This window comes from Slackia isoflavoniconvertens (assembly GCF_003725955.1).
GTDB lineage: Bacteria > Actinomycetota > Coriobacteriia > Coriobacteriales > Eggerthellaceae > Slackia > Slackia isoflavoniconvertens.
Genome location: NZ_QIBZ01000011.1, coordinates 1 through 20,081 on the forward strand (window position 1 = coordinate 1; position 20,081 = coordinate 20,081).

22 protein-coding genes and 1 pseudogene are annotated in these 20,081 nt (G+C 59.3%); 12 read left to right on the forward strand and 11 right to left on the reverse strand.

The annotated features are described in order from the left end of the window. Positions 1-46 precede the first annotated feature (46 nt). The 7 genes from DMP05_RS06640 to DMP05_RS09750 all read right to left on the reverse strand — a co-directional run bounded on the left by DMP05_RS06640 (position 47) and on the right by DMP05_RS09750 (position 3,390). Positions 47-610 carry a hypothetical protein gene (locus tag DMP05_RS06640; protein WP_123219706.1) on the reverse strand — a complete coding sequence of 188 codons (564 nt, stop codon included), beginning with the start codon at positions 608-610 and terminating at the stop codon, positions 47-49. Further along, complete coding sequence (locus tag DMP05_RS09830) at positions 610-762, reverse strand: hypothetical protein (protein ID WP_161957489.1); 153 nt, start codon at positions 760-762, stop codon at positions 610-612. Before DMP05_RS09830 ends, DMP05_RS06640 begins: the two co-directional genes overlap by 1 nt. 7 nt (positions 763-769) lie before the next feature. After that, a complete protein-coding gene (locus DMP05_RS06645) occupies positions 770-1,450 on the reverse strand; it encodes an ATP-binding protein (RefSeq protein ID WP_123219707.1) in 681 nt (226 codons plus the stop codon). Continuing rightward, positions 1,425-2,141 carry a conserved phage C-terminal domain-containing protein gene (locus DMP05_RS06650; protein WP_123219708.1) on the reverse strand — a complete coding sequence of 239 codons (717 nt, stop codon included), beginning with the start codon at positions 2,139-2,141 and terminating at the stop codon, positions 1,425-1,427. Before DMP05_RS06650 ends, DMP05_RS06645 begins: the two co-directional genes overlap by 26 nt. Before the next feature lie 9 nt (positions 2,142-2,150). After that, positions 2,151-2,384, reverse strand: coding sequence for a hypothetical protein (locus tag DMP05_RS06655; RefSeq protein ID WP_148039702.1), 234 nt, complete (start codon positions 2,382-2,384; stop codon positions 2,151-2,153). After that, entirely contained in the window at positions 2,359-2,559 is a 201-nt protein-coding gene (locus DMP05_RS09835; RefSeq protein WP_161957490.1) for a helix-turn-helix transcriptional regulator, read from the reverse strand. Before DMP05_RS09835 ends, DMP05_RS06655 begins: the two co-directional genes overlap by 26 nt. Before the next feature lie 528 nt (positions 2,560-3,087). Then, positions 3,088-3,390, reverse strand: a complete 303-nt coding sequence (locus tag DMP05_RS09750) for a helix-turn-helix domain-containing protein (protein WP_148039703.1) — start codon at positions 3,388-3,390, stop codon at positions 3,088-3,090. A 220-nt stretch (positions 3,391-3,610) separates the two neighbouring features. On the opposite strand from DMP05_RS09750, the gene DMP05_RS06670 reads away from it, so the two are divergent. After that, a complete protein-coding gene (locus DMP05_RS06670) occupies positions 3,611-4,252 on the forward strand; it encodes a hypothetical protein (RefSeq protein ID WP_123219712.1) in 642 nt (213 codons plus the stop codon). A 156-nt stretch (positions 4,253-4,408) separates the two neighbouring features. On the opposite strand, the gene DMP05_RS10275 is transcribed toward DMP05_RS06670, so the two are convergent. Continuing rightward, positions 4,409-4,606, reverse strand: a complete 198-nt coding sequence (locus tag DMP05_RS10275; protein ID WP_123219713.1) for a helix-turn-helix domain-containing protein — start codon at positions 4,604-4,606, stop codon at positions 4,409-4,411. A 129-nt stretch (positions 4,607-4,735) separates the two neighbouring features. Here DMP05_RS10275 and DMP05_RS06680 point away from each other — a divergent pair, with 129 nt between their 5' ends. Both DMP05_RS06680 and DMP05_RS06685 read left to right on the forward strand, forming a co-directional pair. Beyond that, on the forward strand, positions 4,736-5,365 hold the full coding sequence (locus DMP05_RS06680; RefSeq protein ID WP_123219714.1) for a LexA family protein: 630 nt from the start codon (positions 4,736-4,738) through the stop codon (positions 5,363-5,365). A 97-nt stretch (positions 5,366-5,462) separates the two neighbouring features. Further along, positions 5,463-5,873, forward strand: coding sequence for a hypothetical protein (locus DMP05_RS06685; protein ID WP_148039705.1), 411 nt, complete (start codon positions 5,463-5,465; stop codon positions 5,871-5,873). 114 nt (positions 5,874-5,987) lie between these two features. On the opposite strand, the gene DMP05_RS06690 is transcribed toward DMP05_RS06685, so the two are convergent. Further along, on the reverse strand, positions 5,988-6,227 hold the full coding sequence (locus DMP05_RS06690) for a hypothetical protein (RefSeq protein ID WP_123219716.1): 240 nt from the start codon (positions 6,225-6,227) through the stop codon (positions 5,988-5,990). Beyond that, a complete protein-coding gene (locus DMP05_RS06695; RefSeq protein WP_148039706.1) occupies positions 6,224-6,484 on the reverse strand; it encodes a hypothetical protein in 261 nt (86 codons plus the stop codon). Before DMP05_RS06695 ends, DMP05_RS06690 begins: the two co-directional genes overlap by 4 nt. Before the next feature lie 368 nt (positions 6,485-6,852). Between DMP05_RS06695 and DMP05_RS06700 the strand changes: the two genes are divergently transcribed. The 6 genes from DMP05_RS06700 to DMP05_RS06730 all read left to right on the forward strand — a co-directional run bounded on the left by DMP05_RS06700 (position 6,853) and on the right by DMP05_RS06730 (position 14,876). Further along, on the forward strand, positions 6,853-7,848 hold the full coding sequence (locus DMP05_RS06700) for a virulence RhuM family protein (protein WP_123219718.1): 996 nt from the start codon (positions 6,853-6,855) through the stop codon (positions 7,846-7,848). Between the two features lie 136 nt (positions 7,849-7,984). Next, positions 7,985-9,046 carry a tyrosine-type recombinase/integrase gene (locus DMP05_RS06705; RefSeq protein WP_123219719.1) on the forward strand — a complete coding sequence of 354 codons (1,062 nt, stop codon included), beginning with the start codon at positions 7,985-7,987 and terminating at the stop codon, positions 9,044-9,046. 551 nt (positions 9,047-9,597) lie between these two features. After that, complete coding sequence (locus DMP05_RS06715; RefSeq protein WP_123219721.1) at positions 9,598-10,989, forward strand: cation:proton antiporter; 1,392 nt, start codon at positions 9,598-9,600, stop codon at positions 10,987-10,989. A 438-nt stretch (positions 10,990-11,427) separates the two neighbouring features. Further along, a complete protein-coding gene (locus tag DMP05_RS06720; RefSeq protein WP_114615905.1) occupies positions 11,428-11,769 on the forward strand; it encodes an arsenate reductase family protein in 342 nt (113 codons plus the stop codon). A gap of 101 nt (positions 11,770-11,870) precedes the next feature. Further along, positions 11,871-13,232, forward strand: a complete 1,362-nt coding sequence (locus DMP05_RS06725) for a uracil-xanthine permease family protein (RefSeq protein WP_123219722.1) — start codon at positions 11,871-11,873, stop codon at positions 13,230-13,232. A gap of 183 nt (positions 13,233-13,415) precedes the next feature. After that, the gene (locus DMP05_RS06730; RefSeq protein ID WP_123219723.1) at positions 13,416-14,876 is read left to right on the forward strand and encodes an MATE family efflux transporter; all 1,461 of its coding nucleotides are present in this window, start codon (positions 13,416-13,418) and stop codon (positions 14,874-14,876) included. 267 nt (positions 14,877-15,143) lie between these two features. Here the strand turns inward: DMP05_RS06730 and DMP05_RS10160 are convergent. After that, positions 15,144-15,770, reverse strand: a pseudogene (locus DMP05_RS10160) (flavodoxin family protein). Between the two features lie 422 nt (positions 15,771-16,192). Here DMP05_RS10160 and DMP05_RS06740 point away from each other — a divergent pair. The 3 genes from DMP05_RS06740 (at position 16,193) to DMP05_RS06750 (ending at position 20,002) form a co-directional block, all read left to right on the forward strand. Beyond that, positions 16,193-17,170, forward strand: coding sequence for a DUF559 domain-containing protein (locus tag DMP05_RS06740; RefSeq protein WP_161957491.1), 978 nt, complete (start codon positions 16,193-16,195; stop codon positions 17,168-17,170). 1,014 nt (positions 17,171-18,184) lie between these two features. Then, entirely contained in the window at positions 18,185-19,225 is a 1,041-nt protein-coding gene (locus DMP05_RS06745) for a YeiH family protein (RefSeq protein WP_123219725.1), read from the forward strand. Between the two features lie 105 nt (positions 19,226-19,330). After that, complete coding sequence (locus tag DMP05_RS06750; RefSeq protein WP_244595083.1) at positions 19,331-20,002, forward strand: class I SAM-dependent methyltransferase; 672 nt, start codon at positions 19,331-19,333, stop codon at positions 20,000-20,002. The last annotated feature ends 79 nt before the right edge of the window (positions 20,003-20,081 follow it).

The following is a 20,081-nucleotide window of genomic DNA, read 5'->3' on the forward strand; positions in this document are numbered from 1 at the left end:
GAGTCCTACCGCGTCCGCCATGCCCTCATGCAGGAGGGCTAGCCGCTCAGAAAGCGTGCGCACTTCCGATGCTCAGGCTGCTCAATTTCCGATGCTCTTTTTGCTCAAATCCTCTTGACGAAACACATTGCGCTATCACGCCCTCGGAGGCCAGGCGCCCGAACGCGCCCGAGAGCCACGCGAGCACCTTGCGCGCGGTCGCGGGCGAGACCGGGTTGCCGTCCTTGCCGCCCCGCGTCGCGATGCGCCGCAGAAGCGAGCTGAAGACGTACGGCCGCGCGTCCGCCACCGGCATCGACCCGACGTACGGCTCGATGTAGCAGCGCAGGTAGCTCGCGTAGCCGTCGACCGTCGTCGGGCTCAACCCCAAAGCGGGGAGTCTTTCGAGGTCGTAGCGCAGCAGCCCGCCCACCGTCCACGAAACTCCGCCGCTGCGGCAGAACGCCGCGATCCTGTCGAGGTCGGCCTTGGCCGCCGCGACCTCGTCCCCCGAGGCGTCGGGCGGCAGGGTCCGCGAAAGGTTTCGCTTCTTTCCGGTGGCCCGGTCGATGCCCGCGTAGCAGCGGACCTCCCAGGCTCCCGTGCGCTTGTTCCGCCTGGCGGTCGCCATCAAATCGCCCCGACGCTGTGGAGGTTCACGGACTTGACCGTCACCATCGAGATTCCCGCCGCCTTCAGCGACGCGGCGTACTTGCGCGCCGCCGAAAAGCTGTCGTACGCCGCGACGGGGCCGCTGCCCGTGCTCACTACCCAAATCCTCATTTCGCTCCTAACATCGCACTACTTCCGCCTGGTACTCCCCGCCGCCGAACACGCGGCGCACGATCGCCTGCGCCGTGGGCTTGTCGCCGCCGCTCTCCATGAGCCGATGCCCCAATTCCTTCGGGGATTGGTACTGCGTCGTGAAAAGCGTCGGCTTGCCCGAGCGGTAGCGCGCGTCGAGCACCGTGAACATCTTCTCGAGCGCGTCGGCGGTCGGCTTCTCCTTGCCCAGGTCATCGATGCACAGAATTCGGAAGCCCGCCCATTGCCCAATGGCCTGCCACTCGCTTCGCAACACGTCGTCATAGGTGGAGCGGATGCTGCGCAGCACGTCGCCAAAGGTGGCGAATCGACATAACGCGTTCGGAAGATGCGCCACCGATTCGGCCAGGATGGCGCATGCGACCTCGGTCTTCCCCGCGCCCGAATCGCCCATCACGACGAGGTTGCGCGGCGAGCCGTCCCAGGCGCTCTCGGCCCATCGGCGGGCGCGAGCCGGCGCGACGTCGAACGGAGTGCGCTCGAAGATGCTCGGCATCCCCACCGCGATCACCTTGCGGCGCGCTTCGAGGGCGCGCTCGGCGGCGATCGCGGCGTCGATTTCGGCCTGGCGCTCGGGCGTTATCGAGGCGCGGATTGCCGCGATGCGCTCGGTGATATCGTCAATCGAAGTCCCAATCCGATTCATCGGATGCCACCCCCTCGCCCTCGTTGAGGTACTCCTCGAACTTCGCGCCGAACAGCGTCGACGGCCGTATGAACTTCGCCATGTCGGAATCCGCCCATTGCTCCTGCTTCGCCGCGACGACCTTGCGCACGTCGGCGACGGTGCGGCCCGAGTCGTAGATGCGGCGAAGGTCGAGCCAGTCCTTTCCGCCCGAGGAGCGGTAGTCCTTGCCGGTGACGGCGTTGAAGGCGTCGATGCACTCGGCGGCGAACCGCTCGAACTCGCCCGGCTCGTCGCTCGGCAGGTCGTCGGGGTCGACGAAGCCGAGCGCGCGGAATTCCCGCGAGTCCCCCTCCGGGGGGTTTGGGGGGATAGAAGACACGTCAGTGTCTTCTTCTCTATCTCTTTCTCCCTCTTTAATAGGAAGGCTCGATTTTGATTCGCTTTCGATATCGTTTTGATTCGCGTTTGATTTCGTTTTGTTCCGCTTTCGATTCGCCCGCGGCTTCGGCCGCGACGACGCCTCGGAGCGCGATTTCGCGATAAGGACGCGCTCCTTGCATGTGAGGAAGACGGCCAGCGCGGCCCCCTTGAGCGGCGCTTCCGTGCCGTCGAAATAGAGCTGCGCGAGAGCGCCGACTACCTCGTCGCGCTGCTTGCGCGGGAGCACCGACGCGCCTTCCCACATGTCGTCTTGCAGGTAAAATCCCATGCCGGACCTCTAAAGGACGATGCCCAGCAGGAGCACCCAGCCGACGCCCGCCATGGCTATTCCGAGCGAGCCCAAAAGCCGGCGGGGCGTCGATGCGCCCTCGAACAGCTCGCCCGCGCCGAGCGCCCGCGCGGCGAATCGCGCATCGTCGGCGAACGTGGTAGAATCTTCGGTGCTTTTTTGAGCCGCGCCCGCCTGGCTACCAACCTTGGGCGCGTTATTTTTTTTCATCTTCTTCTCCAATCAAATCCTCCACAGTGCACCCGAGGCACCGGGCAACCTTCGCAACCTGCCGCGCAGGCGAACCGCCCACTCCCTTGGCTTCCATCTTCTTAACGGTGCGAGACGATATGCCCGCCGCCTCGGCCAGTTGCTCCTGCGTCATCAGCGCGTAGGCCCTTCGCTTTTTCAACGACATCCGACACCTTTCCGTTTCCATTCCGTTTACAAACGGGAAGTACCATGCACTAACATCGAACGCGCCCAAAACACACTCTGATTCGTTGGAGGTGGTCTTTTTGGCCAACGTTTTGAGCACGAGGCCCATGTGAGTCGTCTGGGCCTTGCGGGTGGCTCCGCATAAGCCGGATGGACAAAGCCGGGGGTGCTGAACCCCGGGCGGCGTCGCATCGCCACGGGGAGACGGAACTCCAGCGTCGGGCGCCCGGCAAGCGTCATAGGCCGAAGGCCGCACGGCCCAGGCAATCTGGAGGTGCTAATCGCGCCCCGGCGAGGAATGGCGATGCGGGCTAGCGCCGTGCGCAGCATGGCAAAAAGCCCTTCGTGGAAAACGGCGGGTCAGCAACCGCCCTCTGCCCGCGATGCCCGCAGGCTCGCGCCTGCGGGGCCAGCACTGCCGCCGCCCGGTTGGCCGCCGGGCGGCGTTTTCTTTCAAAGGCCGCGCCAGCCTGGCTACCAACCTTGGGCGCGTTATTTTTTCCTGGAATCATTCGCCTACTCCGATCCATTCCTCGAACCATTCCATCTTCACGAGCGTCAACCGCTCGCACCCCTTCGGCATCGCCGTCTTGAGGTCTCCCCTGCGCGCCGCCGCGTAGAGCGCCGACTTCGGCACGCCGCAGAATTCGGCAAGCTGCGGGATTGTGTAGTACGTCTGCGATTGCCCTTCCATCTCCGTCCTCCTTTCCGCCATTGACGCCGCCGGCACGTCGCGCGCCGCGTGCACCACGACGACGCCCCTGTCGAACTCACGGCGGGTCTCTCCCGCCGGGAACGCCGCGTCATCCATGGCTCGCCTCACTTCCCGCCCAGCATCCCGCCGAAACCTATTCCGAACAGGAACACGCACAGCAGGAACAGCGCGAACGCCAAATCCGGATCCATCGAAACCCCCTAACGCCTTCGCCATGCCCCGCTTGCGAGCCAGCCGATTACCAGCCCCGCGCCCGCGTACGCGGCGCATGCTATGATTTGCCTCATCGAAACCACCGACCTTCCAGGGAGCAGCCGTGAAAGCCATCCAATACCTCAAGCAGAACGCGCTCGGCATAGCCGCTTTCTTCGGCTTCAGCGGCGCGACCCTTTTCGCCTTGCTCGGCGAAGGCTCGTGCATGGCGGCCGAATACCCGGCTCCCGCCGCGGCCTTGGCGGTTGCCGCCTTGTGCCTCGGCGCCTGCATCGGCAACGCCGTCGCCAAGCGCCGAGCCAGAAAGGAGCTGCAGGCCGAGCGCGAGCGCCTTGAAGCCGAAATCGAGTCGGCGAAGGCTTCGTGCGCCAAGCGGCTCGCCGCCGCGCAGGCCGCCTACGGCCAAGCCGTCGAAGAGCTCCGCGCCGAATCCGGCCAGGCGCTCGCCGACCTGCAGGCCGACTACGATGCCCTGACGAGCAAGCGCGCCGCCAAGCTCGACAAGCTTGCGCGAACGTTCTCGTGCATGCCCGAATCCAGCAAGAAGCTCGTGGCCGAGGCGCTGGATAACGGGGAATGCATCGTGACGGTGGCCGATATGCCTCGCCTTAACGCGGCCGCCGCTTTGGCGGAAAAGGGCATTTTCTGGTCCCCTAGAACCGCAAGCGACCGGTTCCCCATACACATCAGCCCCGAATACGTCACCGAAATCCGCGAGCACCGCTCGGAATGGCTTGGGATGTAGCATCGGCATCCTCCTTTCCTTCCGTTTCGATGCCGCCGCCGGTCGGCGCCCGCCCCGTGGCCGTCTGCACCCGGCCATGCGGCGCCGGAGGTTCACGCGAAAGCGCCTCGGGATGGGCGCCCACCGGCGGCGGCAGGAATTCAATGCAGCGCGTTGCTAAGCGTTGACGTGCTCCGGTGATTCTTCGAGCAGTTCATATGGCGACACGTCGTACAGCTTCGCCATCTTCACCAGATTCGAGCCAAGTGGTTCAGCTTCTCCGCTCTCCCATCGAAGGATGGCATTCTCATGCACCCCGATAAGATGCGCCGCTTGCTTCGCCGTGAGGCCCTTCGATATTCGGGCCAGTCGCATTTTGGTTCTCAACTTAGCCTCCTAACATCATTTCCGTGTGTTGATGTTTGCTATTATAACAACATTTCCGTGTTTGTAAACAACATTTTTGTGTGGGAAAATACAACTCAACCGAGTAAGGAGGTGCCAGTGTTTAACTACAAGATTGCCGAAGCACGCGTGGCGAAAGGGTTGACGCAAGCCGAGCTTGCAAAGCAGATAGGCACAACGCAGCAACAGATTGCCCGTTACGAGAGCGGCAGCAATGACGTTAAATCGAGCGTATTGCTGAAGATTAGCGAGGCGTTAGGCGTAACGCTGACGTACCTTTTGGGAATGGATAACGTGGCCATTCCATCGAACAACATGGTGGACGTTCCCCTGTACGGAGCCATTGCCGCCGGCACGCCCATCGAGATGACGCCGGTCGAAAACACGCAGCCCATTCCCGCCAAGGTGTACGAGCTGCACCCCAACGCCTTCCTTTTGAAGGTGGAGGGCAACAGCATGAACCGAGTGCTACCCAACGGAAGCTACGCCCTCATCGACCCGTGCAAAACCGTGGAACGCGACGGGGCGCCGTACGCCGTGTGTGTGAACGGCTACGACGCCACCATCAAGCGCGTGCGCAAGCTGAACAACGGATTCCAGCTCGTGCCAGACAGCACTGACCCGACCTACGAGACGAAGACATACAACTACAACGAGCCAGAGACGCAGACCATCACGGTGATAGGCCGCGTCGTCTACTACGTGCTGCCGTTCGATTGGGAGTTTTAGGAGATGAGTACAAGTGGGACTTTTCCGACTCTTGTTTGGCAACGATTCGGTACGCGAAATCCATGACGAGGCTCATCGCAGCCAATACGACTACGACGTGCTCGAGATCAAAAGAACGTGGCTTTACACAACCGAGTACGGCAAGATTGGCAGTTTCGACCCCAAGGGCAATATATTCCTCGATTACAACGTCGAAAACGCCTGCCGGATTCGATGCGAAACGTATCTCGCCGGTTTTCTATCCGAGATTGCAGCGGACACAATAGCCCTAAGCATCGTACGCGTCAGAGACATTAAGGATGGACACGGCCTTGAATGGAGTAGCAGTGGCCAATTCGCGGTGGTTGACAATACGGGGGCACTTTATGGAATGATTTACGACTACGACGCAAAAAAGCACAAGCTTCGACCTGGCGATAAGATAAAGGTGGCAGTATCTAGACCGCCTTGGACGACTGGCCGTACGGTGTTATGGGTGATAGGAAAAATTGAACCCGATAAAGAATAGGCACATCTAGGCTCGGTTTGCTACAATCAAAAGCAATCGAGCCGAAGGTAGCGGCGTCCGCAAGGGCGGTCGTTTAAATCCTTCGGCCTTTTTGTTTCGCCAAATGTCCATCGGTTAGAGGGCATCTTTGTCGTAGCCGGCGAGGATGTGGCGGCCGGCTTCGTCGGTAACCGTTGAACCGTCGAAAAGCGACATGGGGTTGCCCACCTGTTGCAGCTGGACGAGCGGCACGACCCGGCCGAACTTGACCTTCTCGCCAAGGCCGACCACCTGCACCATGTCGCCGCGCTCGCGCGATCGCAGTCCGTCGAGAAGTCGAATCTCGCCGCCGGTGCGCTCGTCATAGATTTTCATGCTTGCCTCGCATTCTGTTTGATTGCCATGTAATCGCGCAGGACGTAGCCGTATTCGCACTTCGTGATTCGTGCTTCGAACGGCGGCAGGCCATTCTGCTTCACTGTTTCGAGCCTGGCAGTCGGGACCTGCCCGTTGCTGCACGCTTCGAGCCTGCGGCCGATTTCCACCACGCGAACGGTGTCGCCGCGCTCGATTGAACGGAGCTCTTCGCCGAGGTAAACCGGGTTGTCATCGAGAAAGGGATAGATTTCCAAGATAGCCTCGCATTCTGTTTCGCAGATATACGAGCGATTATACACCGCGGGGAAAGAGGCGCGTGAATACAAAGGGAGCGGGTAGCTTAGGTATCTCTCCGTTCGCGCCCCGCTCCGTGGTTTGCGAAGCGGCGGCCGACAAGGGATTCTCGCGGGCGGCGCCCGCTGCTCCCATTCGGGAACCCAGCCGAGCCGCAGTCGCGAACTCGCTTCGCTGTCGGCCATTATATAGGATTCGCCTCGCAAGGAAATTGACGGACAGGCGTCTGTCACACTAGAATTATCGGCGTGATCAGGTTGCGATACGGTACGTCCGTCGCAATCCGCGATACCGCCGAAAGGCGGTTTTCGCGTTTTTAGGAGGAAAGATGGGAGACGAGCAAAAGGCTGAGATAATCCTCTACCAGTCTGACGGCGCAAACGTGCCCGTGCAAGTCAGGTACATGGACGAAACGCTTTGGATGCCCCAAAAGGAGATAGCGGAGCTGTTTGGCACGACGAAGCAGACAATCAGCTACCACATGGGCAACATATTCAAAGAAGGAGAATTGGCCAAGGAGGCAGTTGTCAAAGAAATTTTGACAACTGCCTCCGATGGGAAGAACTACCGCGTGGGCTTCTACAACCTCGACGCCATCATTGCGATGGGCTATCGGGTCAGCTCGAAGCGAGCAACGAAGTTTCGCCAGTGGGCGACCGCAACGCTGAAGGAATACATTACAAAGGGCTTCGTGCTTAATGACGACATGCTGAAGAACGGCGCGCCGTTCGGCAAGGACTACTTCGACGAGCTGCTCGTGCGCATCCGCGACATCCGCGCGAGCGAGCGACGCGTGTACCAGAAGATTACAGACATCTTCCAGGAATGCACGTTCGACTACGACCGCAACAGCGACATAGCGCGGAGGTTCTATGCGACGGTTCAGAACAAGCTCCATTATGCAGTAACCGGCGACACGGCTGCCGGCATCGTGCAGCGGAGGTCAGACCCGGCGCTTCCCCATATGGGGTTGACGTCATGGAAAGGCTCGCCCGACGGCCCGATCCATTCCAGCGACGTGACCGTAGCGAAGAACTATCTAACCGAGAAGGAGATTAGCGACCTCAACCGTCTCGTCACGATGTTCCTCGACACCGCTGAGATGCGCGCCGAGCGCCAACAGCTCACGAGCATGGAGGAATGCGTCGCGCTGCTCGACGGGTTCCTGACATTCAATGGACGCGAAGTGCTGAAAGGGCTGGGCGACCGCAACAAGAAGACGGCCGACAAAATCGCGCACGAGCGATTCGATGAATACCGGAAATTGCAGGATGCGACGTACGAGAACGATTTCGAAAAGGCAGTAAAGAAGCTGAAAAGCTAGACAAGCAAAATAAGCCCCGCGCCATACGGGAGTGCAGTCCCTGGCGCGAGGCTCGCAATATACCAACCGAATAACGGAAGGCGGTTATATTATGCCACGAAAAGCGAGGCGGCGCGCCTGGGGTTCCGTAACCGAAATGACGCGCGGCAAGAAGTACGTGCTGCGCTGGGTGGAGAACACGCCGATCGGGCGCAAGCGCAGGAGCAGGACCGTATACGGCACCTACCGCGAGGCCTGCAACGAGCTGGCGAAGATACAAGCAACCAGGTGCGACCAGCGCGCCGCGCCGACCGTCGGCCAGCTTTACGAAGCCCGCTACCTGCCGTGGCTCGAACGCAAGTACGACGGCAGCGAGAGCGGCACGCCGAAGAACTACCAGCGCGCCTGGAAGAACTATTGCGCGCCGCGGTGGGGCGGCGTGCCCATCGACCAGGTGAAGCCGCTGGACGTCCAGGAATGGCTCGACGGGCTGGCATACGGCAATGCGTACAACTCGATGATAGTGATGCGCCGTACGCTCGACTTCGCGGTGAACCTGGAACAAATCCCGTCCAACCCTTTCCGCCGCGAATACGAGATGCCGCGCAAAACGCCGCGCCGCTCGAAAGACGTGTACACGCTTGAGCAGGCCGAGGCGATGCTCGCGCGAATCGAGGGGATGCCGTACGAGGCGGCGTACATCCTGGCGGCTTTCGGCGGCTGCCGCACTGGCGAATCGCTCGGCGTGCGCGTCGAGGACGTGCGCGAGATTCAGGCGGGCGGCGTGCGCTTCGCCGCCGCGTCAATCGACAAGCAGGTTGGAAACCTGAATGGGGAAATAGCCTGGCGCACGAAGAACGGGCAGAGCGTGCGCGAGGCCATCGTGCCCGAGCCGTACTGCGACGCGCTCTTCCGCGTGCGCGACCAGCGAGCGGCCGACGGCTTCGAGTGGCTGTGCATGATGGGCGCGAAGCCGATGGGCAAAATCGCAGCGAGGAGGATGTGGATAAGGCTCGGCGGGATACCGTTCGCGAACCTGCGCAACTCGTGGCGAACTTTCGCTCAGTTCGAATGGGGCGTCGGATATGCCACGCTCGAACTGCTCATGGGGCACAAGCTGCCGGGCGTGACGGGGAACCATTATCTGCGCCCGTCGACCGAGCAGCTTGCCGAGGACTTCGCAGCCGCGTATGCCGAAAAAAGAGGACACTTGGGATAAATTGGGATATGAAAACGCGAAACCCCAGGTCAGATGGGTATGTTTTAATATTCGCGTAAGCGAAACCCTTAAAAAGTGACAAAAGTTGCGAATTCGGGGGCATTAAGGCGCCAAATTCGCTGGAAATCGCTTATTCGGTGGCGCTTAGAGCGATTCTTGCAAGCGAAACAAGCCATTTACCGTTCAAAACAAACCGTTCGCTGGCGCAAAATTGATTCGCAGCCTCATGAACGCCCCCGAATTCGCAACTTTTGTCACATTCCACGACTTCACTTTACGCTGGGCACGCAGGCGATAGGCAAACCCCGCCTCAGAACGACTGTCGCTATGCAGCACGATGCGGTGACGGCACGTTTGGCCCGAGCTTCGAGCAAAAGCCATGGCGAGGTCGGCCCATCCTTCCCAACTACCTTCCCCTGTCCAATTCAATCGCTGGCGCAAAAGGCATCGTTTTAGCGACGTTTCACGCTTTTTGCCCAAGACGCTTCAAAAACGCCTATGCTTATCATGTTTGACAAGGGACGATAGGGTCCAACAACAGGAAGCATCTTATGGCACACGATTTCATCTCGCTCGCAATTATTGCGGTTGTCGCATTTGTGGCACCCGTTATCGCGCAGGCAATTCCGAAAAAGCCCATTCCCGAAACCGTTCTTCTTCTGGCTTTCGGCGCAATCCTCGGCCCGAACTGCATGAACCATATTTGGCTCACCGAGCCTATTACGCTGCTTTCCGATTTGGGCCTCGCGTTTTTGTTCTTGCTCGCAGGCTACGAAATCAACCCGAAAATGCTCACGGGCACCGAAGGCAAAAAGGGCCTGCGTACGTGGCTTGTCACCTTCGCATTCGCGCTGGCGCTCGTGTTCTTGCATCCGAATTTGGCCATCGGCGGCATCGGAGTGGTTCCCATGGCCATCGTGCTTGTGACCACGGCGCTCGGAACGCTCATGCCCATTTTGCGCGAGCGCGAGCTCATGAATACGAAAGTCGGCCGCGCGGTCATCGCATACGGCACCTGGGGAGAAGTCGGCCCGGTGCTCGCCATGGCGGTGCTGCTCTCCACGCGCACGAACTGGCAGAATGCAGCGATTCTCGCCGCATTCATGATCCTGTGCGTCGTCACCGCCCTCGTGCCCGCTATGGCCCGCAAAAACGGCACACGCCTCTACAAATTCCTCGAGGCAAAAGCCAACACCACCTCGCAAACATCGGTGCGCGGCACCATCATGATTCTGGTCGCCCTCGTGGCGTTTTCGGCGCTGTTCGACATCGACATCGTGCTCGGCGCGTTCGCGGCTGGCTTCGTACTCCGATACATCACGCCCGAAGGCAACGTGTCACTCGAGACTAAGCTCGACGCCATTGGCTTCGGCTTCCTCATTCCGCTGTTCTTCATTGTGTCGGGCGCGAAAATCGATATTTCGGCGATCGCGGCCGATCCGGCCATGCTCGCGCGCTTCGTCGCGCTGCTGCTCGCTGTGCGCACGGTTCCCATCATCATCTCGCTTTCAATGCCCAAAACGCGTACGAAATACACGATGCACGAACGTATTTCGGTCGCGCTCTACTGCACCACGGCCCTGCCGATCATCGTTGCGGTCACCTCGCTGTGCGTGAAGAACGGGTCCATCGACGCAAGCTCGGCCTCCATCATGGTCGCCGCAGGCGCCGTGACGGTGTTCATCATGCCGCTGTTCGCAGGCGCGGTTTACGGAGTCGCCGACCGCCATCCCATCGATGCAGTGCGCGAAATCGCCCACGACCCGCACCACGCGGGAGAAATCGTGTCGCAGCACATGCACGAGCATCGCGAGCATGCGCACACCGACTACCGCCACGTGTACATGGCCAAGCAGCGCCCCGACGTGGTTCATGTCGTCATGAAAGAACACGAAGAGGGTCATGCGGAAGAGCACGAAGCAAAGCACTTGGAAAAGAAATAGCGCAGAAGTAGCCGAGGTCCGACAGGAATTGGGTTCAAGCTTTCTCAAAGAAACGTGTCCATGAAAGCCGCGCCTGAAGAGTTCGTCGCCCTTTAGCCCACGAGCTTTTTCCTTCTGTTTTGCGCCTGGCTTCGCGCTCTTCACCGCCATCGGCCTGCTTGCCATAAGCCAGAAGGGATATTCGAGCGCGACTTTCCCTTCCACCTGGTCTTTTGTTGCATAATCGATTCTTTTTAGGTGGGCCGGCTAGTCCGCAACAACCTGGCCCACCCCTTCCTGGCCAATTTCGCCCAAACCGTGAAAAGTATGTTGGCATCGTATTGGACTTAGGCCAAACGCCCCATTCGCGCCACAAACGACGACGAAAAGTTATACTGGCGGCATTGTTTTTTGTCATATCCGCAGGAGAAGCACCTGCTCGACCGAAAAGGCTCGAACATGAACATCCAAATCTTCGGCACCAAGAAAAGTTTCGACACCAAAAAGGCGCAGCGTTACTTCAAGGAACGCCGCGTGAAGTTCCAGTTCGTCGACCTGAAGGAAAAAGGTCTGAGCAAAGGCGAGCTCGAAAGCGTTGCCCGCGCCGCTGGCGGCATTGACGCACTCATCGACCCGTCGGCCAAAGACGCCGACACGGTTGCACTCGTGCAGTATCTCGGTGCCGACCAGAAATTCGACAAAGTGCTCGAAAACCAGCAAATACTGCGCGAACCCATCGTGCGCAACGGACGCCAAGCCACGGTCGGCTATCAGCCCGATGTATGGAAGGGCTGGGAATAGCCCTAGGCCGAATTGACGCGCGAAAAACCGTATTTCAATGAACGAGCAGCCCCTCGAAGCCTTATCATAAGACGATTTGAAATCTTCCAGAAAGGCAAACCATGAGCGATACCGCCCGCGCCACTTCGGAGTCCGAAACCCCACCCGCCGTTTACGACGCGACCACCCTTGGCAAGCCGCGCATGTTTGTGCTGGGCATCCAACACATGTTCGCGATGTTCGGCGCCACCATTTTGGTGCCGGTGCTCACGGGCCTTTCGGTAAGCGACACGCTGCTGTTCGCCGGCCTGGGCACGCTGCTCTTCCATATTCTGGCCAAGGGCAAGGTGCCAGCGTTTTTGGGCTCGTCGTTCGCGTTCATCGCGGGCTACGCTGCCATCGCTCCCAACGGCGAGGCCGAACTTCTACCCTACGCATGCCTCGGCGTCGCATGCGCCGGCCTGCTTTACCTGGTGCTTTCGGCGCTCTTCCGCGCATTCGGCCCCGCGCGCGTCATGCGCTTCTTCCCGCCCGTAGTTACGGGTCCCATTGTTATTTGCATCGGCCTTATCCTGGCGAGTTCGGCCATTGCGAACTGCTCCACCAACTGGATTGTGGCGATTATCGCTATCGCGACCATTGTGGTCTGCAATATTTGGGGACGCGGCATGGTGAAGATCATCCCCATCCTTATTGGCGTGGTGGTAAGCTACGCCGCCGCGGCCGCAATGGGCGAGGTCGATTTCTCGGGCGTAGCCGAAGCCGCATGGGTCGGCCTGCCCTTCAGCTGGGACAACACCGTGTTCTCGCTGTTTGGCCCTGGCTTCGACGCAGGCCTCGCCATTACCGCGATCATCACCATCATGCCGCTCGCCTTCGCCACGATGATCGAGCACATCGGCGACATCTCGGCGATTAGCTCCACGTGCGAGCGCAACTTCATCGCCAACCCGGGCCTGCACCGCACACTGCTCGGCGACGGCCTCGCCACCATTTTGGCCTCGCTGTTCGGCGCACCCGCCAATACCACCTACGGCGAAAACACCGGCGTGCTCGCGCTAACCCGCGTGTTCGATGCGCGCGTTGTGCGAATCGCGGCGTGCTGCGCAATCGTGCTTTCATTCAGCCCGAAATTCGCCGCCGTGATTGGCGCCATGCCTTCGTGTGTGATTGGCGGCGTGTCGCTCGTGCTCTACGGCATGATTTCGGCCGTCGGCGTGCGCAATCTCGTCGAAAACCACGTCGACTTCCAGAAAAGCCGCAACGTGCTCGTAGCCGCCATCGTGCTCGTGCTGTCTATCGGCATCGCCTACAGCGCAGCCGGCGCAATCACCTTCGAGGTTTCCGGCATCGTGATTTCGCTCTCGGGCCTGGCCATCGGCTCGCTCGCCGGCATCATTCTGAATGCGATTCTACCTGGCAAAGACTACGAATTCGACGAAAGCGACATTGCGGAAGAGGAGCACGCGCTCACGCTTCAATAGACGGCACGCATTTTTCGAAATCTTAAGCGACATCGTGGCGCAACGTTTGTGCGACCTGCGGGCGTTGCGTGTGCGCTTCGTGTATTCGCTGCCCCTTGACCAGGCAAAAGTGTTATACCCTTTGAGCACCTGAAACACACTCGAAACAAAGCGCCTCAAGCGCGGAAAGCGACGCCAGCGTCAATGAGCACCACAGACAACACCGCCTCCGCCTCGCCCGAACTCGAAGCAACCAAAACCCCCGCACAGCCGAAAAGGACGAACAGCATCGACATGCTGCACGGCCCCCTTTTGGGCAAGCTCATCATATTCGCCGTTCCGCTGGCGCTTTCGTCAATCATCTCGCAGCTGTTCAATTCCGCCGATGCCGTTGTTGCCGGACGATTCATCAATAGCGGCGCCCTGGCGGCCGTCGGCGGCGTTGCACCGGTTATTTCCCTGCTCATCGGGCTTTTCGTAGGCCTGTCAGTCGGCGCGAACGTCGCAATCGCCATTCGAATCGGTCACGGGCGCATGGACCTCGTGAAGAACGCGGTGCAAACGACCGCCGTGCTCACGCTTGTATGCGGCGCCCTGCTTACCGTCGTTGGAATGCTCATTACCGGACCTATCCTCGACGCCATCGGCATGCCCGCCGAGGCAACCGAAGAGGCCGCGTGGTACTTGCGCATCTATTTCGCGGGCAGCGTATTCTTCCTCGCGTACAATTTCGGCTCGGCTGTGCTGCGCGCGAAAGGCGACACCCGACGCCCGCTGTACGCGCTCGCTGCCGCCATGCTGCTCAACGTGGTACTCAACGTAATCGCGGTCACCGTTTTCAATGCCGGCGTCATTGGCATCGCGATTGCGACCGACATCTCGAACGCGCTTTCCGCGGCCATCGTCATTCGGATGCTGCTGCATGAGGAAGACGCGTTCCGCCTTGAACCGCGCCGCCTGGCCGTCGATCGCAAAGCGCTCAAGATGGTTTTGTATATCGGCCTGCCATCAGGCCTTCAGTCGATGGTCTTTTCGTTTTCCAACGTCATTATCCAAGCGGCAATCAACAGCTTTGGCGCCGATTCCACCGCAGGCTCAGCGGCCACTATGAACTACGAGTACTACACGTACTTCTTCGTGAGCGCGTTCTCGCAAGCGGCCGTGACGTTTATCGGGCAGAACTTCGCCGCGGGCAACCTCAAGCGATGCGACTCCATCGTGCGCATTTGCATGGCGGCTGCGGTGCTGAGCGCCCTTACCTTGAGCGCAATCTTCGTCGGCCTGGGCAATATTTCGCTCGGAGCGTTCACGACCGAGGCCGGCGCACTTGGCTACGGCACCATTCGCATGTGGCACGTTGAGCTGCTCGAATGCATGACGTCGACCTACGAGGTAACCGCGGGCGCCATGCGCGGCATGGGCTGGTCGGTGCTGCCTACCATCGTGGTTATCGTGGGGTCGTGCCTGCTGCGCATCGCGTTCATTTTCTGGGTGTTCCCGTCGATGAACGACTATACCTCGCTCATGAACATCTATCCCATCACCTGGATCGTCACCGGCACTACCATGATTGCGCTGTTCTTCTTCGCGAGGCATCGCGCCTATGCCGGCGTTCGCCAGGCGCAGGCGCAAGCCGCCAAACACCATAAAATTGCAGAGATATAGAACGAAAGCTGCGCAAAATGCGAAGCGCAACCGTCGAATGCCAGAAGGAATGCCGAAGGGCGCCATGGCCGCGCTCAAAATACCTTGCGAAAGCCAGCCATAGCTACCGGGACAATCGGCATCTAGTGCGACAGATTCATGGACGTCTCATCGGGCACGTTAAATCGTTCGTCGCTGTTACCGCCAGGCCGACTCACTCAATTCACCTCGCGCGTGAGGCGCCCAGTACCGCCTCACGCGTATACCCGCAAAATCGCCCGCAAGCTCCTAGCGAATGAAGTTCGTCATGGCGCCCGTTTCGGCAACGGGCGGCTCGATGCCGTTTTCGCGGCCGAGCTCGATGCACTTCAGCATCCATGCCATGTTGTGGCCGATATTGCGCATCGTGCGCATGCCTTCCTCATCGAGCGCAGCTTCGCCTGGCACGCGTCCGTGCACGCCATTCCAATAGGTCGACGCCACAACAGGCATCTGTTTGATAGTGAAATATTTGTTGAGCACGTCGAACGATGCCGTGATGCCTCCACGACGAGCCACGGCGATAGCCGCACCCGGCTTATGCTCGAATGCCGCACCCCCTGCATAGAACGCGCGGTCGAGCACTGACAGAATACGGCCGGTGGGATGCGCGTAATACACCGGTGTGCCGAATATGAAGCCATCGGCCTACTGGGCAGCTTTGATTAGCCCATTGACCATATCGTCATCGAATACGCACGCGCAATCGAGTTCGGCGCACTTGCCGCAACCAATGCAATCACGCACGGGAGCAGCGCCCAGCTGAAACACCTCCCATTCGATGCCGTGGCCTTCAAGCGCGGCGCCAACTTCGGCAAGCGCTGCCGCCGTATTGCCCTTCGACTTCGGGCTGCCATTGACCATAAGAACCTCCATGATTCCCCCTTATTCAACGAGCCGCGCCGACCGATTACGTCAATCGGCGCTTCAAATTTACTCATCTTAACACCAGCATCGCACTCGAAGGCACTTTCGTTTTCCGGAGCAATCTTCGCTCTGAGTTTCCAAATGTCTCGTACAGCAAACAGCCCGAACACTGCGGGTGCCCAAAAACAACCATGAACGCGACCAGGCCCCGTGCGATGTAAGTCGGCCATTGAGCAACCTGGCCATCGGTCAAGCCGGTCAACGGGCAAGCCCCCCGAAATCACGCCAATCCCCCGCAAGCTCTCGCCACCGACCCCGACAGGCGCTACAATGCAGACACCTTTTTGCGAAACGGAGGCCGCATGACGAGTCTTCTGTCCCATATCTCGGCGTTCGAATATTGGCGCCACGTTGGCACGCCCGGCTTCATTGTGCCCAAGCCGAGCCGCACGACCATCGCGCCGCCAAGCTTCGCAGTTTCCGATTTCGATTGGCTCGTCAACACGAGCGTCCTGTCGCGCCCTTTGCATGGCCTCACCTCCATAAAGCACAAGCGCACAAACGAACCCGCAGTGCGACACGTCGCATATCAAGAGCTGCCGTTCGGTTCCGTCTGTTCAATATCTCCCGAACAGCGCATCACTTCTCCCGAACTCACCATCATCCAAATTGCGCCCCTGTTGTCGTTCACCGAGCTCGTTTGCATCATCTGCGAGTTTTGCGGACTCTTTACCATCAACGAATCGCTCGAAAATCCCCTCGTCAAGCGCGCGCCGCTCACAAGCGTCGCGAAAATCGCCGCCTTTTGCCAGCGCGCAAAAGGGCTCACCGGAGTCGCGAAAGCGGCCAAGGCGACAAAATATGCCCACGATCGCTCGCGTTCGCCCATGGAAACCGCGACCATCCTCCTGTTTACCCTTCCCCAACAACGAGGAGGATATTCTCTTTCGGGCGCCCGGCTCAATCGTAAAATCACGCTGAGCCCCAAGGCTCGCAAAATGGCGGGGATCGATCGACTTGAGCCCGATATCGCATGGCCGAAAGCCAAGATTATCGTTGAATACGACAGCAAAGCTTTTCATAATCAAGAAGCGCGAATATCGAATGACGCACGACGCAAAAATGCCTTTACGGCTTCGGGTTTCCGGGTCATAACCCTCACCTCGGCCCAACTGAATTCAAAAACCGAGATGGATAAAATCGCGGCGCACATTGCCGCCGCCGCGAAAAAGCGCGTGCGCATCGCGAAGCCCGCAACGTTCTACGCAAAGCAAAAGCTCTTGCGAATGGAACTCCTTCATTGCGATGGGGTCCACAGAAAGCAACATGCCCTGTCGGAACGAGCCGGGCAACAGCTCGAGCGGACCAAAACAAGCCTAAGTTGGCTTGCCGACGACGACCTGGCGTAAACCAAAACGGCTAAAAGTGACAAAAGTTGCGAGTTCGGGGGCGCAAAACGCTCCATTTCTAGGAAAATGGGAGCCGAAAACCCCAATCTCTGCTCGCGAAAATCACATCGATTAACTGCGACTTGGGGTTTTGTAGGTCACGCAAATGAGGCCTTGAGCTTGAATGCCCCGAATTCGCAACTTTTGTCACTTTTCGGGCATTCGCTTTACGCTAGGGGCTTTTCGACCCCTTTTTCGACAGTTGCAAATCGGGCGCCAATGGCGATCTTTCGTCAATAATGCAGAAGCATCGCGGGACACTCGAGTGAAATCGATAGCTTACGAGCTATCGAACTGGGATAATAGTAAACAAGCCGCATACAGCACCGATAAACCCAGCCATGAGATTCATCGCCGTATCTCGTTTAGCGCTCCACATCGTTTAGCACCTTGCCCCGTTCCGCACCTTGTCTCGCTCAGCACATCGCTTCGTTCCGCGCATGTTCAGCAAAACTGCTATTATTCGGACTCTTGGGCACGCAACCCGTTGGCGAGAGGAGGTGGGAGCGATGTCTGCAAAACGCAAAAAGCGCGCACCGAAATCGGGCGCCGTTTGGCGTATGTCTGCCAGAGAGGCAACCTTGGCCAAGAAGCCGCGCTACAACGGCTATGTTTGCGGCCACGGAGCACATGGCGATGCAAAATACAGCCGCACGAAATCGAAACGCGCGTGGCAAAAGCAACTCAAGCAGGAAGGAGCCCCGAGGGGCTCCTTCCTTTTTACCTTCTACCTTCATTCGGGCTACAGAAAACAAAGGGCTCATGAGCCCGAAAGAGGCCACACCGCATTCGAAACGGCCGCTGTCAGCAAAGGACGGCACCCGATTTGTCCAGAACATGAAGAAGGCATGCAGAACGCGACATGCGCATGCGGCAGAAAGCGCCCCGCACGACGCGCAAACGCGAATTGGCGTATAGTTAGTCCCCCATCACGGCCGAACTTCACCGTCCGTCCTCCAATCTAGAAAGAACTCCATGAGCACTATTCGCACCCTTGCGCCCGGCATTGCCACAAGCGCCGCGCTCGCCGCTGTCTGCTGGTTTTTGGGAACCGCCGTTCCTATCGTCGGCGGCGCAGTATTCGCCATTCTCTCCGGCATGATTATCGGCGTATTCTGGAAAGACAAAGGCAGCGCTGCGGCGGGAATCAAATTCACATCGAAGAAGATTCTGCAGACCGCCGTGGTTTTGCTCGGATTCGGCTTGCCGCTCACCCAAATAGCCCAAGTCGGCGCAACCTCGCTGCCCGTTATCGTATCGACCATCACGGCATCGTTGCTCACGGCATTCATCTTGTGCCGTGCGCTGCATGTGCCCAATCGCACCGCAACGCTTATCGGCGTGGGATCGTCCATTTGCGGCGGCTCGGCAATTGCCGCCACCGCTCCCGTCATCAAAGCCAACGACCAAGAGGTCGCCCATGCCATCTCGGTCGTGTTTCTATTCAACGTTTTGGCCGCGCTCATTTTTCCGACGCTCGGCGACGCAATCGGCATGACCAACGACGGGTTCGGCCTGTTCGCAGGCACCGCCGTGAATGACACCTCGTCTGTCACCGCCGCGGCGGCCGTATGGGACGGCATGCACGAAGGCGCTCATGCGCTCGATTACGCCACCATCGTGAAGCTCACGCGAACCTTGGCAATTATCCCCATCACGTTCGTGCTGGCACTTTGGGTTGCTTCGCGCGAAAAGAAAACCGCAGGTACAAACGGGCAACCCACACAAAATGGCTTTAGTCTGAAGCGCGCGCTGCCAACGTTCATCGTATTGTTCCTGTGCGCATCGATTGTCGCCACCGTGGCAAGCGCAACCGGCGTTGACATGGCCGTTTTCGAGCCCCTTAAGCTCGCAAGCAAGTTCTTCATCGTTATGGCAATGGCCGCCATAGGCCTGAATACCGACGTCGTTGGGTTGGTGAAATCGGGCGCGAACCCCATCGTGCTCGGTGCCGCCTGCTGGATTGCCATCGCGTCGATGAGCCTTGGCGCCCAGCATATGCTGGGGCTTTGGTAGCACGGGAGCCCGCTGCTCAAGATGCAGGAAGAGCTCGGCGAAAACGTCATCAAAGCGACCAAAAGCGGTTTGCGCATCGAGCTGGACGAATAGAATCGAGCAAGCATGAACGCAAACCACGCACGGCGCATGTCAGCGCCTCTGAACGTTTCCAATAAAGACCAACTCTTCGCCGCCGATGAGCGCCGCGATTGCGCGCTGTGCGGTTGCTCGCTGGCCGAACCCGGTACGACACGCTTCGCGAAGCAGGGCGCCCACGACCCCACGCCCACGCCGTACTTCGTTTTGGAAAACCTTTTTTCTGAACTGGATTTTTCTGAAGAATCCCACCTTCTTGACGTAGGATGCGGCACAGGTCGCGCGCTGTCGTTTTTCATCCAATCGAAGCTTTCCGGCCACGCCACGGGCATCGAGCTCGACCCCGATATCGCCGAATACGCGCGCAACTGGTCGCGGCGCTTCACCAACGTCGACGTACTCTGCGGAAGCGCACTCGAAACTCCACTTGCCCCCTACACACACCTGTACCTTTTCAACCCCTTCGATACCAACGTGCTCATGCAGTTCATCATGAAAATCGAAAACGAGGTGCGCCGCCCGATTACGCTTGTCCATATGTCCGACAACGGCGAAACGTATTCCTATATCGGACGCACTGGGTGGAGCCTCGTTCGCCAGGGCGAATTTCAGGAGTACCGCACGGCAACGGGCAGAGCGATTACCGTATATGCCCATCCGCAGCACTTCTCGATTTGGAAGTACGCCCCCGAATCGTAGCAATTAGGACAAGCGTACGTGAGCAAACGCAATGCGAACGAGCCGCGCGAGGTCGACCACGACGAAGCCGATGGCCGCG